The 17710-nt window shown below is 36.9% G+C and carries 13 protein-coding genes; 7 read left to right on the top strand and 6 right to left on the bottom strand.

Features of this window, described 5'->3' with window-relative positions; all coding sequences use genetic code 11:
- The 3 genes from AAV96_RS06885 to AAV96_RS06875 all read left to right on the top strand — a co-directional run.
- On the top strand, positions 1–4007 hold a 4007-nt coding region (locus AAV96_RS06885), incomplete at its 5' end, for a beta strand repeat-containing protein (protein WP_046738785.1).
- 112 nt (positions 4008–4119) lie between these two features.
- Positions 4120–5784 (top strand): poly alpha-glucosyltransferase, encoded by a 1665-nt coding sequence (locus AAV96_RS06880; protein ID WP_046738782.1) that lies wholly within the window; start codon positions 4120–4122, stop codon positions 5782–5784.
- Positions 5785–5801: 17 nt separating this feature from the next.
- A complete protein-coding gene (locus AAV96_RS06875; protein ID WP_046738781.1) occupies positions 5802–7526 on the top strand; it encodes a CapA family protein in 1725 nt (574 codons plus the stop codon).
- Here AAV96_RS06875 and AAV96_RS06870 read toward each other — a convergent pair.
- Positions 7523–8254, bottom strand: a complete 732-nt coding sequence (locus AAV96_RS06870; RefSeq protein ID WP_046738780.1) for a metalloprotease — start codon at positions 8252–8254, stop codon at positions 7523–7525. The genes AAV96_RS06875 and AAV96_RS06870 overlap by 4 nt on opposite strands.
- Positions 8255–8346: 92 nt before the next feature.
- Between AAV96_RS06870 and AAV96_RS06865 the strand changes: the two genes are divergently transcribed.
- Both AAV96_RS06865 and AAV96_RS06860 read left to right on the top strand, forming a co-directional pair.
- Positions 8347–8664, top strand: coding sequence for an MGMT family protein (locus AAV96_RS06865; protein ID WP_046738779.1), 318 nt, complete (start codon positions 8347–8349; stop codon positions 8662–8664).
- 105 nt (positions 8665–8769) lie between these two features.
- Complete coding sequence (locus tag AAV96_RS06860; protein WP_046738778.1) at positions 8770–9282, top strand: hypothetical protein; 513 nt, start codon at positions 8770–8772, stop codon at positions 9280–9282.
- A gap of 72 nt (positions 9283–9354) precedes the next feature.
- Here AAV96_RS06860 and AAV96_RS06855 read toward each other — a convergent pair whose 3' ends face one another.
- Positions 9355–9792 carry a universal stress protein gene (locus tag AAV96_RS06855; RefSeq protein WP_046738777.1) on the bottom strand — a complete coding sequence of 146 codons (438 nt, stop codon included), beginning with the start codon at positions 9790–9792 and terminating at the stop codon, positions 9355–9357.
- A gap of 230 nt (positions 9793–10022) precedes the next feature.
- On the opposite strand from AAV96_RS06855, the gene AAV96_RS06850 reads away from it, so the two are divergent.
- Positions 10023–10820, top strand: a complete 798-nt coding sequence (locus AAV96_RS06850; protein WP_046738776.1) for a barstar family protein — start codon at positions 10023–10025, stop codon at positions 10818–10820.
- Positions 10821–10824: 4 nt separating this feature from the next.
- Here AAV96_RS06850 and AAV96_RS06845 read toward each other — a convergent pair whose 3' ends face one another.
- Entirely contained in the window at positions 10825–11454 is a 630-nt protein-coding gene (locus AAV96_RS06845) for a CatB-related O-acetyltransferase (RefSeq protein WP_046738775.1), read from the bottom strand.
- A 486-nt stretch (positions 11455–11940) separates the two neighbouring features.
- Here AAV96_RS06845 and AAV96_RS06840 point away from each other — a divergent pair, with 486 nt between their 5' ends.
- Complete coding sequence (locus tag AAV96_RS06840; RefSeq protein ID WP_046738774.1) at positions 11941–12423, top strand: DUF5071 domain-containing protein; 483 nt, start codon at positions 11941–11943, stop codon at positions 12421–12423.
- A gap of 101 nt (positions 12424–12524) precedes the next feature.
- On the opposite strand, the gene greA is transcribed toward AAV96_RS06840, so the two are convergent.
- The 3 genes from greA to carA all read right to left on the bottom strand — a co-directional run bounded on the left by greA (position 12525) and on the right by carA (position 17480).
- On the bottom strand, positions 12525–13001 hold the full coding sequence (greA, locus tag AAV96_RS06835; RefSeq protein WP_004660795.1) for a transcription elongation factor GreA: 477 nt from the start codon (positions 12999–13001) through the stop codon (positions 12525–12527).
- A gap of 91 nt (positions 13002–13092) precedes the next feature.
- Positions 13093–16326 carry a carbamoyl-phosphate synthase large subunit gene (gene carB / locus AAV96_RS06830; protein WP_046738773.1) on the bottom strand — a complete coding sequence of 1078 codons (3234 nt, stop codon included), beginning with the start codon at positions 16324–16326 and terminating at the stop codon, positions 13093–13095.
- A 14-nt stretch (positions 16327–16340) separates the two neighbouring features.
- A complete protein-coding gene (carA, locus tag AAV96_RS06825; RefSeq protein WP_004660800.1) occupies positions 16341–17480 on the bottom strand; it encodes a glutamine-hydrolyzing carbamoyl-phosphate synthase small subunit in 1140 nt (379 codons plus the stop codon).
- Between the last annotated feature and the right edge of the window lie 230 nt (positions 17481–17710).

Raw genomic sequence — 17710 nt, 5'->3', positions numbered from 1 at the left:
TAGCAGACAACACCTTACCGTTGTTGGTGATTGCAGCTTATCCAGTGACTGTAACTGCTACTGATACTGCAGGTAACATCGGAACAGATACGGGCACATTAACGATTGATGTGACAGCACCAACCGTAACCTTTGATGATTTAACGACTAATGATGCTACGCCTCAATTAACAGGTACGACTGATGATCCAACAGCAACAATTGTTGTCACTGTAAATGGTATAAATTACACAGCGACTAACAACGGTGATGGAACTTGGACATTAGCTGACAATACATTGCCATCCTTAGCTGATGGAGGTTATACGGTCACTGTAACCGCAACTGATCCAGCAGGAAATATTGGATCGGATACAGGTACTTTAGCGGTCGATGCAAATCCATTAGCAGCATTTGATAATTTTGATAATGCTGTGATCAGCCCACAACCTTTATTGGTGGTTGATGATCAAGCATTAGGAAGTGCAAGCTATTTCATCCTTACTTCATTGGTTGGGTTAGATCTTCAACTTGGAGCAAATTCAGTAGGTTTCACGGTCGGTGCAAATCAAGAAGGAACAGCAACATTTACCTATAGTTCCTTAATTGATGCGAGCTTGTTATCTGATTACCTTCTAGTTGTTCAAAAATATAATACGACAACTGGTCAATGGGAGTCATTGCATGGAGACAGTGATGCTTCTCTAATTAGTTTGAGTCTATTAGGTATAGGTGCGACACCTGGTGCCATCTTAGAAGGTTTAGATGAAGGACAATATCGTGCTTTCATGACTTTTGATGGGTTACTCGGTGCAAGTGTACTCGGCACATTATCTGGCACAATGGATGTTTATGACTTGACCCAAGTGGGTGGATATGAACTTGGTGATGCACAAGGTAATGTAATTACTGACGTAAACTCTAGTGGTGATGTCGATATCGTAACACCAACGACTTATGTAACTAGTGTAGATGGTGTTTCAATTGGCGCGGCAGGAACAACTATCTCGGGTGATTATGGTTCAATTACCTTCTATCAAGATGGTAGTTATATCTATACACCACTTCCTAATGGTGCAGGTATTGGACAAACAGAACAGTTCAATTACACCTTACTCGATTCTGCAACAGGAGATCTGGCTCAAGCGACGCTTTACATTGATCTTGGTTCAATTAGAGCTGCTGATAACTTAATAGAAGCTAAATTAGATCCTCAACCATTATTAGTGGAAAATGATGCTGCTTTAGGTTCTTCTTCTTATCTCGCACTCGTTTCGTTGGCTGGACTTAACTTCCAATTACTTGGAACAGATGCCATTGAATTCTCGGTCGCAGATAATTTAGAAGGGGTTGCAACTTTTACCTTTAGTACTTTACTTGGTGCTTCTGCATTAGGTGATTACACAGTCGTTGTTCAAAAATACAATGATATTACTGGTCAGTGGGAATCAATAATTGGTGGAACAAATGCTTCGTTCATTGATCTGACATTACTAGGTTCAACACCAGCAGCACAAATAGGTGGTTTAACTGAAGGTTCATATCGAGCATTTATGGCTTATGACGGACTGATAGGAATTGGCCTAGGTGGTACTCTGACTGGTACGATGGATGTTTATAATCCACATATTATTGATAGTTATGAAGCTGTAGCAGTACATGGCAATCTAATTTCAGATCCAAATACGAATGGTGATATTGATATTGCCACTACAAATACGGTCATCAGTGAAGTAAATAGCATCGCAATCGATCCAGCAGGAACGACGATTACTGGAACTTACGGTAGTTTAGTGATCTATCCAAATGGTGACTATACTTACACGCCAAATGCAAATATGGCTGGTCTTGGTCAAGTCGATCAATTCACCTACACACTATTTGATCCAATAACGGGTGATACTTCGGATGCAACATTCTATGTACATCTTGATAGTAATACGATTGATATGACTTGGAATGCAGCAGATCCATCTCAACCTGCAGTCATTAATGATCCATTACCTTTAGATGCATTCAGTAATGTTGATGTGGCTTCGATTGATTATCAGTATCCAGTAACAGTTGAAAATCTCAATAATGCAATTAGTTATAGTTGGTTATTGGGTGTTGGTGGATTAGTGATTGGTAGCTCAAGTGGTTCGGCAAACTTTACGGTTGATCCAGGTAATCTGACTGACGCTGTAATTTCTGTGAACTTTGGTTCTCTTGGAACACTACTTGATGGTCTTCACGTGGTTCTGACTCGAACTAACCCAGATGGTTCTACCACTGTAGTTGCAGATAGCTCTAACAATGGTTTGCTTGATTTATTAGGTATCTTTGGCTCAACAGTTCAGTTCGAAGCTAAAAACTTAGCTGCTGGCACATATACCTTGTTCATGGAAAGTAATACTTTACTGACTGCACTAGGTAGTGTGACCGCAGATATTACCTTAAATCATGGTGATATTACTCAAGCTCCAGTTATTACTGGTGCAGCGATAACCGGTAATGTGATGTCAGATGATAATTCTGCGCTATACGGTATGAACTATGATCATGATTTCATTACATCAACTACAACAGTGACTCATGTCGCTTCTTCTGAGGTTGGTAATAGTAATAGCTTGAATGTGACTGTGGGTGTTCCAACGGTGATTGTCGGTAACTATGGTACATTGACCATTAATTCTGATGGTAGCTATAGCTATCAACCAGATGTGAATCCTGCAAACATTGGTAAGGTTGATAGTTTCACTTATACCTTGTCTGATCCTACAAATGGGTTGGCTGATAGCACTGCATCATTACACATCCAAATTGGTTCTAATGATGTGAGCTTCACATGGGATCCAATTGATCCATCGCTAGATGCGGTTATTCCTGCGCCACAAGCAAATCCTGATACAGCAGCTTCATTAGTGGATGTGCAAAATGTGGTCAATAATAACTTCTTTAATGCGAGTGGTAACACACTCGGTATTATTGCGACTACGCAAACTTATACCAGTGGGGCCTTTACCTTAACCAATAGCATGGACCCATCTGGAATCTTGAGTGTCAATGCGTTGGGCCTAGGTAATGCCAATGTAACCTTAGCGCTTCAAAGACAAACAGGCCCTACAACATGGGTAAATGTAACCACTGATGTTCATACTGGTGTTGTTCTAGCATTAGGTGAAATTGCATCGATAGACCTATCAAGTTTGAATTTGATCGCAGGTAACTATCGTGTACAAACAACAATCCAAACCCCATTAATTGGTGGTGCTGTGATGTTGATTGGTACAAATGCTGATGTGAATATTACTTATGTTGATCAATTTACCAATACAAGCCCTACAGCCGATTGGATACATGGAAACATCTTAGAAGGAGATACACTTGGCGGTGTTGCTGATGTTACAGTCGGTACTCAGTTATATGTATTAAATCCTGTTTCTGGGTTATATGAGTTAGCTGCTGGTCAAAGTATTGATACGGGTGAAGGCACATTGTACATGTACAGTGATGGTTCATATTATTATCAACGTGATATGGTGGTTTCATCTGCAACTGATGTAATCGATTATAAACTGGTGTCTTTTGATGGAACTGAAGTTCAATCAACATTGACCATCTCTTTAGGACAACACTTCAATCTCAGCTCATCAAACGATATCGTTACGAGTACATCTGGTAATGATGTATTGGAAAGCGCGACGGGTGGTGCAGATACATTAATCTTTAATGTGTTGAATAATGCTGACAATGCGGGTGGTAATGGTCATGACATTTGGAATGGCTTCCATGAGGGTAATACAGCAACAGATCCAAATGCCGATATTATCGATATTTCTAACCTTCTAGTTGGATATACAGGAAACGGAAGTGCTGCTTCGTTAGCAGGTTTTGTGAGTGTAAGTTCAGATGGCACTACAACAACAATTAGCATTGATAGAGATGGTGCAGGCGGTGCTGCTCACAGTAGCGTGACATTGCTCACCATTGATGTTGATACAACATTGAATGATTTGATTGCGAATAATCAACTTCATGTTCTTTAAACACTAATTCTTAAAAAAGAGAACCCTAGGGTTCTCTTTTTTGATTTTGTTAAAAGCATAAAAATATGTGGTATCTTGATTGAAATAATTAAAAATTCTAACAATACATACTATGACGATTGTGACAGCTTTAGAGCTTGAAAAGCTCAAATACGAATTGACTGGATACATCAAACAAGTTCAACAATATAGCAACTTAGATAAAACGGTACTTTTCTATTCATATGGAGAAAAGACAGAACGCTGTCAGGTCTGGAACTCATCGTTTTCAACATTTCCGATTCTTGAAAAAGAACTTTTTGAATTTCTCGATCAGCAGTTCACAAGTAATAATAAATTAGCTGAATTATTAAAGTTTGATATTGCATGCAATATTCAACAAGAAAAATGGTATGAGATTGAGCAAACATTAAAGAATCAATTTCATAATAATCATTATCGTAAGGGCATCAGTTTTGATGAGAATTTTAAGATTAGTTTTTTAGAACAAGAGGTATATGGCAAAGCCATTATCCGAGGATTAAGTTACGACACGCCCAATTTTTTTGATCAAAATAATCTCAATATTGCCATTATAAGAAAATATCAAGATAACAATATAGTGCTAAAAATTAATGAAATTCAGGATATATGGACATTTGATACCCATGCCGTGTTTTACGAAAATGGACAATTGATACCATTACAAACATGTTTTACTGAAAATGGGGTTCGTTATTTAACCGAATCTAAGCGACAACATTTAACTAAAATGATTAAAGGAAATGCTGAGTTTTTGTCTCACCAAATCCAAACGAATGGACGATATATTTACGGTTTTTTTCCAGCCTATGACCGAGAAATTCGTAGCTACAACACAGTCCGACATTGTACGACGACTTATGCTTTGATTGAGACCTTGGCATTAGATTTACAACCAAACGTGGTGAGTAAAATTCAGTCTGCAATTGATTATGCATTGACAAATTTTTATGTCGAAAAAGATGATGATCTCGCTTACATGTTAGATGGCGCTGATTTGAATCAACTTGATGAAATTAAATTAGGTGCAAATGCAGCCGCAATTTTAATGCTGACCAAGTATCAAAGTATGGTTGGGGATCAGTCTTATTTAAAATATGCAAAGGCTTTGGCGAATGGCATATTATCTATGATCGATAAACAAGGGGAAACAACTCATGTGCTGAGTTTTCCAAGTTATGAAATCAAAGAAAAATTTCGCATCATTTATTATGATGGTGAAGCTGCACTTGCACTTTTACGTTTGTATCAGCTTGATAGTGACCAACGATTATTAGACACCGTTCAATTGATGTTTGAACAATTTATTGAAAAAAAATATGAACGTTATCATGATCATTGGTTAAGCTACTGTACCAATGAACTCACTAAAATTTGTCCAGAAGAAAAATATTTTCAATTTGGGATCAATAATTATTTAAGGCATATGATTTTTATCCGTAATCGTAAAACGGCATATGCAACTTTATTAGAAATGATGATGGCTGCTTATCAAATGGTATGTCGGGTGCGAAATTTAGAATTACATGAGTTATTTGCAAAATCGCAATTTGAAGATTTAAAAAAATTAATCGAGTTTCGCACTGAGTTTCAGCGTACTGGTTTTTTCTATCCTGAAGTGGCAATGTACATGGCATGCCCAGATAAAATCTTAAATGCCTTTTATGTTCGGCATGATCGTTTTCGGATTCGCATTGATGATCAAGAGCATAATCTTTCAGGCTATGTTGCTTATGTTCAGCATTATCAAGATTGAATAATTGAGGCTAAATTATGGATGTACCTCAAGAAATAAAAATAATCAGTCTAATCGGACAAGAAAATTTTAAGCATGCTATTTGGCACAATCAAATTGAAGGAAGTTGTACACACTGGGTATTATTACTTTTGATATTTGAAAAAATCCAAAAAAATGAACTCAAATTGACTAATAAAATTCCAATCTCACAACAGTTTCAATTATATCCGCTTGATTTGACTCAAGTTGAAGATTCATATGAATTAGGATTTTTACTACAATATTTAGTTTTTACCCAGAGCTACGAACTCAGTTTGATCATTGCTAAATATATCTTTGGTGATGGTAGGCAAGCACAGAAAACAATTATTTCAAAAGCTAAGACATTTGGAATAGACATATCTTCTGAAACTTATATTACGAATACGATTCAAAATTTATATGTCTTAGCCCGAGCTATTTTTAGTATGCCGATTGATTTGATTCGACAAGTATTCATTAAAAAACTGAGTACTGGCAGTCAAAAAATCAGACCAATTAGCTCTTTATTTACCTGTCATCAGTTAGATGCTGTTTTATATATAACTAGCCAACATAAAAAATATTATTTTACTTATTGTAATAAAAATCAGAATATTGGCATCTTTCAATTACTGGATGATATCCATCGTATTGATCATTTAGTACCATATTATCATTATTTTAATTCAGGTTTACTGCCTGCAAAGCAAATCTCTTTGAAAAATCATTGCATCAATATCATTGGTGATACTTATTTTGGGGAATACTATACAAAACGAAGGAAAGCAAAAGGAATTGATGATGCTTTACAACGTTATGGTTATCGACATTCTTTTGAAAGGATAAAACAATTTTTTGCTGAAGATGACCTCAATATTGCCAATTTTGAAGCTGTCTTTAACCTAGATGAATATTCACCTTTACACGGAAAAAAAGATTTTATCTTGGGTGCAGACTCACAGCAAACACTGACTGAATTTAAGCGTGTTTATATCAATGCGCTGTGTCTTGGGAACAATCATTTAAAAGATTATGGCACTGAAAGCTTAACTCATAGCTTAGCGGTGTTAGATCAAAGTGAAATAAATTGGATTGGGGCAGGGAATAATCAGCAGCAAGCTCATCAATATTTTCAGATACAAACTCAACAGCAAAATGTTGTTATTTTTAATGGGTATTGGCATAGAGAGAGTGCTTATCAAGATTATGATTTTTATGCACTTGGTGATCGTGCAGGTGTGGCTTGTTTAAATGCGATTTTGTTTGAGCAGATCATGCAATATAGGCAGTTCCATCCAACGCATAAAATTATTGTCATTTGTCATTGGGGGCAAGACTTCCAAACAACACAAGTTGAACAAGAAAAATTGGCAGATATTTTGACTAAAATAGGCGTTGATTTGGTGATTGGACATGGTGCCCATACGATTCAACCGATTCAAAAAATTAATCATAAACCTGTTATTTTTGGGATTGGAAATGGGGTGTTTAATAGTAACGGAGAGTTTGAAAAATATCAGGTTTTAGCCTATGGCCTCATTGTCAAAATTAATCTAATCGAAAATGTAATAAAACTTTATCCTATATATACAAATAACCTAGAAACTTTTTGGCAGCCTTGTACTGTGACTGATATTCAGTTTAAACAGGCAAAAGAAAATTTGACCACACGGCTGACCCAAAAGGACTTTTTCGAAGGGAAAGACCATCTAGGGCACTATATCCAGATGAACTTCTAAGGATATTTATAATAGTTATCTAAAATGATGCTGAGTTGTTCTGCGGTGAAACCTAAATTACGTAAACCTCCACTTCCGAGTTTACAATCGTAACTGGTCATAATATTGGTAGGTGTTGTTTTTGTTGCATCTGGCGCGCAAACATGCCCCAAACCAAAAGCATGACCCATCTCATGTATAGATGCTGCTTGAGTTTGATAATTTAAACGTTCCCAATCAATCAATATAAATGGACGACCTTGATTTCTAAATCCCCAACTGGTGATGTCACTGTATTTAAGTTTCTCCGTGTAGGAATCATAAATAATAAATAGAACCTCTTTACTTTTTCTGTGAGGGAAACAAGTATCTATAGCATTCGGGAGATTTTCAGTGATTAGCGGTGAAGCTTGATTTAATTGATTTGTGAGATCGCATTTCTTCTTTGTAAAGTCTTGGTATGAGAGGTAGTGATTAATTTTAAATTTAAATATTTTTTGATTTTTTCCATCTACAAAGTAATGATTTAAAATCTCTAGTTCTTTATACATTTGCAGTTGAGTGTCTAATAATTTAGCTTGTGGTCGATTAATGGTAAAAATAAAACTAACGTATACGATTGGTAGATGATCTTTTGAGTCTATCGGGTATCGATAAGGCGTAATTTGAATATGAGATGATTGTTTAGTTGAGCAAGAGAGATTGATGCTAAGACAAAATATGATGAAGAAAACTGTTTTTAGCTGCATTTTTATTCTCTAAATACATAAGTTATTTTATTTCTTGTTTAAGATTTTAAGTGTCGCTTTAATCATAGTATCAGATTTTTATAGGTTATTTTATGCAAGATACTAATGAACTACATCGACAAATATTAGAGGTTATCGCTTTGATTCCATATGGAAAAGTAGCGACCTATGGTCAAATTGCAAAATTAGCAGGTTTGCCTAAGCATGCACGTTTAGTCGGTTATGTTTTGAAGCATTTAGATAAGAGCAGTGAAATCCCTTGGTATCGAGTGATAAACTCACAAGGAAAGATCAGTGTTACTCGCATCAATCAGCAAGGTGAGAATGTGCAACAAAGCTTGTTGGAGCAAGAAGGTATTTACTTGCTTAATGGTAAAGTCAGTTTAAAAGAATTTGGTTGGCAGCCTTAATATAAAAAATAAACAGACTAGTTTGTATAAATATCGTTGCTGTTATTTTTATTTTATTTTACAATAATTGTACATAAAGAATACATATGTATAATCGGTACTTAAATGAAAAAATTAGCTGTTATGTGTGGGATTGCTGTTCTTAGTTTATCTGGATGCGCAAGTATCATGTCTGGAAGAACTCAAACAATGACATTTGAGAGCACACCTGAACTTAGTAATATTACGATTTTAAATAAAGCTGGTAAAAAAGTTCATGTAGGACAAGCACCTGCGACTGTAAGTTTAAAAAGAAGTTCAGGCTTCTTTGTTCCTGAAAAATACACTGTAGTGTTTGAAAAAGAAGGTTATGAAACCAAAACTATTAATATTTCTGCACACGTAAATGGTTGGTATGTTGGAAATCTATTATTTGGTGGGGTATTAGGTTTATTAATTATCGATCCTGCAACAGGTGCAATGTATAGCTTAAGTACTAAAGATACCAATGTTGTACTGAATGATCTTAAGAAAGAAAATATTCAAGCAAATACACAGTCATTGACAATCGTTTCTACGACTGAGTTACCAAAAGAAGTTTTACAAAAAGCAAAACCTATTGAATTAAAAACTCAATAATCAAAATAACCCGCCTGAAACTTAAGGTTTCAGGCGGGTTACGATGTTATATTAAACTAATAATTAGAAGATTTAACGTACAACCAAAACAGGGATATGGCTTTCACCTAACACTTTCTGAGCTACGCTGCCTAAGATAAATTTTTTGAAACCAGTCCGACCGTGTGATCCCATAATAATCAGATCAGCACCTAAGTTCTGTGCAGCACTGATAATTTCCCCATTTACAGAGAAGCCTTCCAACACTTGAGTTGCGACTGTCAGTCCTAAAGCTTCAAATTTCTTTTCCGCTTTGGTTAAATTTTCTTGTACATAGCTACGAACACGTTCAATTAATTCATTACTTTGACCGAGTCTAAGGTATGCATCTGCCAAATATGGGTCTAAGGTCATCACTTCAACCACAGTGATTTCACTATTTAGGGCTTTTGCAAGTTGAGCCGCTTGTTGAATGACATTATCGGAGATTTCAGAGTCATCAATTGCAACCAAGATTTTTTGATAAGACATGGTTATTACTCCTTATTATTACAATTTTAAACTAAATAAACTTATGTTTTTTGTGCAAATTACGATCTATGTTTTTATATTACCTGTATTTTTCATGAAATAAAACCTAGTAAATTTATAGGAATATTTTTCAAAAAAACATTTAAATAGTAATCTACATAAGGTAGTTGCTAATTTATTTTATATATCTGATATAGATATAAGAATAGTTAATTTTTACAAAATTCTGGATGCTAAATGATCAAACAAGAAATGAAAGTAATTTTTTTAAACATGATTTTGAAAATGAAATAGAGCATGTAATTTATACTTTAATTGTTGATGATTTTTATTATGATAGTGAGAAGATTATTTTTAAAAATTGTTTGTCAGAAATTATTCTGCAAGAAATGATGGATTTAAATTTATTAATTCATAATAAAAAACATGATTACTTCGGAATTTTAATAACTTGCAATCAAGAGGGGAAGAATCAGAGTATTGAGGATGGCCTATATTTTACTTTTGATTTTGCTTATAAAGAAAATGATCTTGTCATTTATCATAATAAGGAAGAATTAGAAGAAATTTATAGTGATAAAGAATATTCTGATTTAGACTCTTTTTTTACAAGAAAAGAATTGATTTATAAATATTTAAATCATGAATGTGGCGAAAAGTATTGGTTCAGTTTGAATTTATTTGAGAAAACATGTTGGCTACATATTGCTCTTTTTCTTGCTAGGTTAGAAAATCATGAGTCTGAAAAAGTCAAAGAAATTACTTTGGATGGCTACTATATAAAATCTGAATTGGATTTGTATTGCTATATTGGTGAAGAAGTGTGTGGTGTGCTAGGTTATATGGGAGCTAACTTTTCTGCATTAAGAGATTGTTTAGATGGAAGTATTATTAGACCTGTTCAGCCTCCTTTAAAAATTGTATGGAAAAATTTTGAATATTCAAAACATAATTTTGTTGGGCAGTATTACGAAATTCAGGATATGGTTAACTTTATTTCAGAATCTTCTGCATTAGAATTATCCTAAGTAGCTATTTCTTATCAATTTTTAGAAACTGAAAAAGTTGATTAATATCATCAGCCTGCAACTGTTCACGCATTTTTAAAATCTGCTTTTCGTCTAGGTCGTAGAGTTTAAGTGAAAGCAATTTTTCCATATCTGCTGAGGAAAAGCGGTATTTAATAACTTTGGCTGGAACACCAGCAACAATTGCATAAGGCGGTACATCATGGGTTACCACAGCACCTGTTGCCACGACAGCACCTTCACCCAATTTTACTCCCTGCATAATCATGGCGCGGCTACCAATCCAGCAACCATCGGCAATGACAGTATCACCAGCAGGCAGGAAACTACGGGTATCAAAAGGGAAGGTCGAAATCCAATCAGGACGGTGTAATTGATTGCCACCCATCATTATCACGCATTCAGCACCAAAGCAGACAAAATTGCCAATATACAGTTGATCAATTCGTTTTTCAGGTGTAGCAGGTTTGTCATGTAGATAACGTACCACACAACGTTCAAAGCCCTGATCCCAATAAGCAGAATAATAAGAATAATTACCTTTGATATGGATATTTGGATTTTTTACTGTTTTGGAAATAAATTCGAATTCACACCAATGTTTAACAGGGGAGTTGTTGATCAATGAATCCATAACTAAGACAAAATACTAAAAGAAATCGGCGCTATTATAGCTTTTATATCAGGAGAGAGCGTTAGTTGAAGAAGAATTTCCAAAACCAAATCAACAAACATTGAATTTGATTCGGAAATACAAAGTCTAGAATAGCATACAGCGTACTGCATTGGTCATAAGAATGATATGGAAAGCTCATACGATTACAACAGCAATCCATAGGATTATTCTAGTAATCTCATACATAATGCTACTGATCAGTCGATCTTGCATTCATTTATTTCATTTTTATTGTATTTAGAAATAGGATGCTCTTGAAACAAAAGAATCATTCAATCGGTTAGAAATTCATTTTAGATATAATTGAGTAAATTTTGCATATTTAATTTAATCGACGTTATTGGTAATAAAATTATGGGTTTAAAGGAAAAGAATAAAAAAATATTGAACTGAATTCATTTATAAATACATAATATCTGAATTATAACAAAAGGATAAATATTAATGATTGAACCAATAAATGAAAGTTCAATTTTAAAAATTATTGGTGAAAAACTTTTATATATACATGATTTAATTGATTTAGCATTTGAAATTAAAAGAAAATTGAGAAGTAGGGAGTTAGATTTCTCTGTATTAATTCAGCCATATAGTGGTTCTGAATGGGAAAATCTGACAATGATGATTCCATATCTTCCTCGAGAAATCGTAGAAGAAAACTTAGATCAGTTATTAGAAGGTTTTATGGATTTAAATTGGCCAGGCTCTAGAATTTTGTATGGATACTTAGCTGAGATAGATATTCATAAGCTAAAAAATTCTTTTGATCGAGTCATTGATAAGGCAATAGAAAAGGATGATACCGAATGGGTATATTTTCTTTGCGTCTTCATGAATGATGAAAGAGTTGGCATGAAAGATTCTTTTATTCCAGAGATTGAAAAGAGTCGTTCATTTCTAAAATCTCACGATATGGATTATGATTGAAACTCTCAGAATTAAAACGATTTCTAAGTTTTTTAAAAGCTAATAAAAGAAAAATAAATGAGAAGAAAAACCCCTCAAATAGAGGGGTTAGTGACTTGGAATTAAATATATTCCACGCTCACGATTTCGTATTCAACCTCACCTTGCGGTGTCTGAATTTTTGCTTCGTCGCCTTCGCTTTTACCTAAAAGACCACGGGCAATCGGCGAGTTCACTGAGATTTTATTGATTTTAAAATCTGCTTCATCATCACCTACGATTTTATAAGTTTTACGCTCTTCAGTGTCTAGGTTTTCGATGGTTACTGTAACGCCAAACACAACACGACCATTTTGTTCAAGTGTTTTGACATCAATCTCTTGAGCTGCACCCAGTTTGCCTTCGATATCCTGAATACGACCTTCACAAAAACCTTGCTGTTCACGTGCAGCGTGATATTCAGCATTTTCCTTTAAATCACCGTGCTCACGAGCTTCCGCGATCGCTTGGATAATACGTGGGCGATCCACTGTTTTTAGCTGTTGTAATTCTTTCTCTAAGGCAACCTTGCCTTCAGGAGTCATAGGATAACGTTGCATTTCAGTCCCTCTAAATTGGTTGGGAAAATACAGGATTAAAAAAAGAAAAAGCCCGCCACCGATAAGGTGACGGGACTTTATCGGTAGAGAATTAACCTACAGTTTGTAAATCTTGCAAGCGGTATACATCCATTGGCAATTTCACAGCAAATGCTTGGCAAACAGCCTCAGCACCATTAATGGTCGTAGTGTAATATACTTTACCTTGTAGGGCAGCACGACGAATCATGGCAGAGTCATATTGAGCTTGTTTGCCTTCAGTTGTGTTGACAATAAGATGAATCTCACCATTTTTCAAGCGGTCTACAATATGTGGACGACCTTCAGTGACTTTATTGACAGCTTCACATTCTAAACCAGCTTCTTTCAGCACTTGGTAAGTACCGTTAGTCGCAACCAGTTTAAAACCATAAGCAATTAACTGTTTTGCAATGTTTGCGATGTATTTCTTGTCTGATTCACGAACCGATAAGAATGCATGTTTCACTTCGCCTTCTGTTGGCAAGCCTGGTAAACGTTCGTTTGAACCAAGTACTGCTTTGTAGAATGCTTCACCGAAAGTTTGACCGACACCCATCACTTCACCTGTAGATTTCATCTCAGGCCCAAGCATTGGATCAACACCTTGGAATTTAGCAAATGGGAATACAGCTTCTTTTACTGCAAAGTGAGTCGGGATGATCTCTTTGGTGAATCCTTGAGATTCTAAAGATTGACCAGCCATACAACGTGCAGCAACTTTTGCTAAAGACTCACCGATACACTTAGATACGAAAGGAACTGTACGTGATGCACGTGGGTTCACTTCGAGTACATAAATGTCGTTGCCTTTTACTGCAAACTGAACGTTCATCAAGCCGATTACGCCAAGTTCTTTTGCCATTGCAACAGTTTGGCGACGCATTTCATCCTGAACTTCTTGTGAAAGCGAGTAAGGAGGGATTGAACATGCTGAGTCACCTGAGTGAATCCCTGCTTGTTCGATGTGCTGCATGATACCGCCAATCACAACGTCTTTTCCGTCAGATACGCAGTCTACGTCAACTTCAGTTGCATCATCGAGGAAACGGTCAAGTAGAACAGGGGCTTCATTCGACGCTTGAACTGCTTCACGAAGGTAGCGTTTTAGCTCATCTTCGTTATAAACGATTTCCATTGCACGACCACCCAATACATAAGATGGGCGAACAACCAATGGATAACCGACTTTAGCCGCTTCTGAAATACCTTCTTCAGCAGATTTAACGATGCTGTTGTTTGGTTGACGAAGCTGTAGACGTTGAATCATTTGTTGAAAACGTTCACGGTCTTCTGCACGGTCAATTGCATCAGGAGATGTACCAATGATTGGTGTACCTGCTTCTTCTAAAGCACGCGCCAATTTTAATGGTGTTTGACCACCGTACTGTACGATCACGCCTTTAGGCTTTTCGGTACGTACGATTTCAAGTACATCTTCAAGTGTTACAGGTTCGAAGTACAAACGATCTGAAGTGTCATAGTCAGTTGAAACCGTTTCAGGGTTACAGTTCACCATGATGGTTTCATAACCGTCATCACGCATCGCAAGCGCAGCGTGTACACAGCAGTAATCAAACTCGATCCCTTGACCAATACGGTTTGGACCACCACCAATCACCATGATCTTATCGCGGTTGGATGGATTTGCTTCACATTCTTCGTCGTAAGTTGAGTACATGTAAGCTGTACCTGATTCGAACTCAGCAGCACAAGTATCAACACGTTTATAGACTGGATATACACCCAAGTTCCAACGTTGTTTACGGAATTGTTTTTGTGAAATACCCATCAAATCAGCAATACGAAGGTCAGATAAACCTTTGCGTTTGAATGAACGAATATTATCAGCGTTTAAATCACCAAAACCTAAAGTTTTTACTTGAGCTTCAGTTTTGACGATGTCTTCGATTTGGATCAAGAACCAACGGTCAATCTTAGTTGCTTCGAATACGTCATCTAATGAGAAACCATGACGGAATGCATCAGCTACATACCAAATACGCTCAGGGCCTGGAACTTTAAGTTCTTTTAAGATGATATCTTTGGCATTAGCCGTACCAACTTCGATTTTTTCATCAAAGCCGCTGACACCTACTTCAAGACCACGCAGTGCTTTTTGAACAGATTCTTGGAAATTACGACCAATTGCCATTACTTCGCCCACAGATTTCATCTGAGTTGTCAATACAGGCTCAGCTTGTGGGAATTTTTCGAAGTTAAAGCGAGGAATCTTGGTTACAACATAGTCAATTGCTGGTTCGAAGCTTGCAGGAGTAATACCACCAGTGATGTCATTTTTCAATTCATCAAGGGTATAGCCAACCGCAAGTTTTGCCGCGATTTTCGCAATCGGGAAACCTGTTGCTTTAGATGCAAGCGCAGATGAACGAGAAACACGAGGGTTCATCTCGATCACAACCATACGACCGTCTTTCGGGTTAATACCGAATTGAACGTTTGAACCACCTGTTTCAACACCGATTTCACGAAGAACAGCAACCGATGCATTACGCATGATTTGATATTCTTTATCTGTCAATGTTTGCGCAGGGGCAACCGTGATTGAGTCGCCTGTGTGTACGCCCATTGGGTCGAAGTTTTCAATCGCACATACGATAATACAGTTGTCGTTTTTGTCACGAACAACTTCCATTTCGTATTCTTTCCAACCAATTAAAGATTCGTCGATCAATAATTGTTTAGTTGGAGAAAGATCGAAACCACGTTCGCAGATTTCAATAAATTCTTCTTTATTGTATGCGATACCACCACCAGAACCACCCATCGTAAATGATGGACGAATAATCACTGGGAAGCCGAAACGTGACTGAATTTCCAGTGCATGTTCCATACTTTCAGCAACATCGGCACGAGGACATTCCAAGCCGATTTTACGCATGGCGATGTCAAACAGTTTACGATCTTCTGCTTTTTCAATCGCTTCTTTTGATGCACCAATCAACTCAACATTATATTTCTCTAAAACACCGTTGGCATCTAATGCAAGCGCACAGTTCAATGCAGTTTGGCCGCCCATGGTAGGAAGGACTGCATCTGGGCGTTCTTTTTCAATGATTTGAGCAACAGTCTGCCAAGTGATTGGCTCGATATAAGTTGCATCCGCCATTGAAGGGTCAGTCATAATGGTTGCTGGGTTAGAGTTCACCAAAATAACACGATAGCCTTCTTCACGAAGTGCTTTACATGCTTGCGCACCTGAGTAGTCAAACTCACATGCTTGACCGATCACAATTGGACCTGCACCAATAATTAAGATGCTTTTAATATCCGTACGTTTAGGCATTATTCGCTCCTTAATTACTTCTTAGATGCTTCAATAAGTTCGATGAAATGATCGAACAATGGAGCACAGTCATGTGGACCAGGGCTTGCTTCAGGGTGACCTTGGAAGCTGAATGCTGGTTTGTCAGTGCGATGAATACCTTGGTTTGTACCATCAAACAGAGAGCGATGTGTCACTTTTAAGTTTGCAGGTAAAGTACTCTCATCGACAGCAAAGCCGTGGTTTTGAGAAGTAATCATCACTGTACCATTCTCAAGATTTTGTACAGGATGGTTTGCACCGTGATGACCATGATTCATTTTCATGGTCTTCGCGCCAGAAGCGAGTGCTAAAATTTGGTGACCTAAACAAATACCAAATACAGGTAAAGTCGTAGTTTCAACAATGGTCTTTACTGCTTCAATTGCATAGTCACATGCTGCTGGATCACCAGGACCATTTGACAAAAACACGCCATCTGGATTTAAAGCGAGCACTTTCTCAGCAGGAGTTTGTGCAGGAACAACTGTTAATTTACAACCGCGGTCTGCGAGCATACGTAAGATGTTGGTTTTGACACCATAATCGTATGCAACGACATGAAATTTAAATTCAGGTTGAGTAAAGCCTTGACCTAAAGTCCAAGAACCTTCAGTCCATTCAAAACCTTCAGGGTCACAGCATTCTTTTGCAAGGTCTAAACCATTTAAACCACCGAAGGCACGTGCTTTCGCAATGGCTTCTTCTTCAGTGATATTTTCGCCAGCAAGAATGCAACCGTTTTGCGCACCTTTGTCACGTAAAATACGTGTCAATTTACGCGTGTCAATATCAGCGATTGCAACAACATTATGTTGTTCTAGATATTCACTTAAAGATTGTTCTGAACGGAAATTACTATGTAATAAAGGAAGATCACGAATAATTAAACCGTTCGCCCATACTTTATGGATGCGACCAGATTCAACGTCTTCGCTATTACAGCCTGTATTTCCAATATGAGGATAAGTCAGCGTCACAAGTTGTTGCGCATAACTTGGGTCAGTCAAAATTTCTTGGTAGCCAGTCATGGCTGTATTAAAAACGACTTCACCAGTCGTACTTCCCGATGCACCGATAGACGTTCCTTTAAAGATCGTTCCATCTGCGAGGGCTAAAATGGCGGGGGTGCTCAAACCAAAGCTCCTGAACTAAAACCACAAAAATAGGGCTGTAAAAAAGCGAGAAGACATAAAAAAAGGCAGGCTGTCTTTAAAAACATGCCCCTCCTTCCAGTCTGCTCGCTTGTAACTTAACAGCGCATTATACGCATGAGTAGTTCAAAAGTCTATCTGTTTTATTGGCTAAAGCGAGTAATTGTAGTTTTTCTTTTATAAGTTGGACTGTTGTTATGTCTATTGCCAAA

The organism is Acinetobacter sp. AG1, from assembly GCF_001005525.1.
Lineage (GTDB): Bacteria > Pseudomonadota > Gammaproteobacteria > Pseudomonadales > Moraxellaceae > Acinetobacter > Acinetobacter modestus.
Note: the sequence above shows the minus strand (reverse complement) of the source record. Positions and strands in the feature narration are given on the sequence as shown.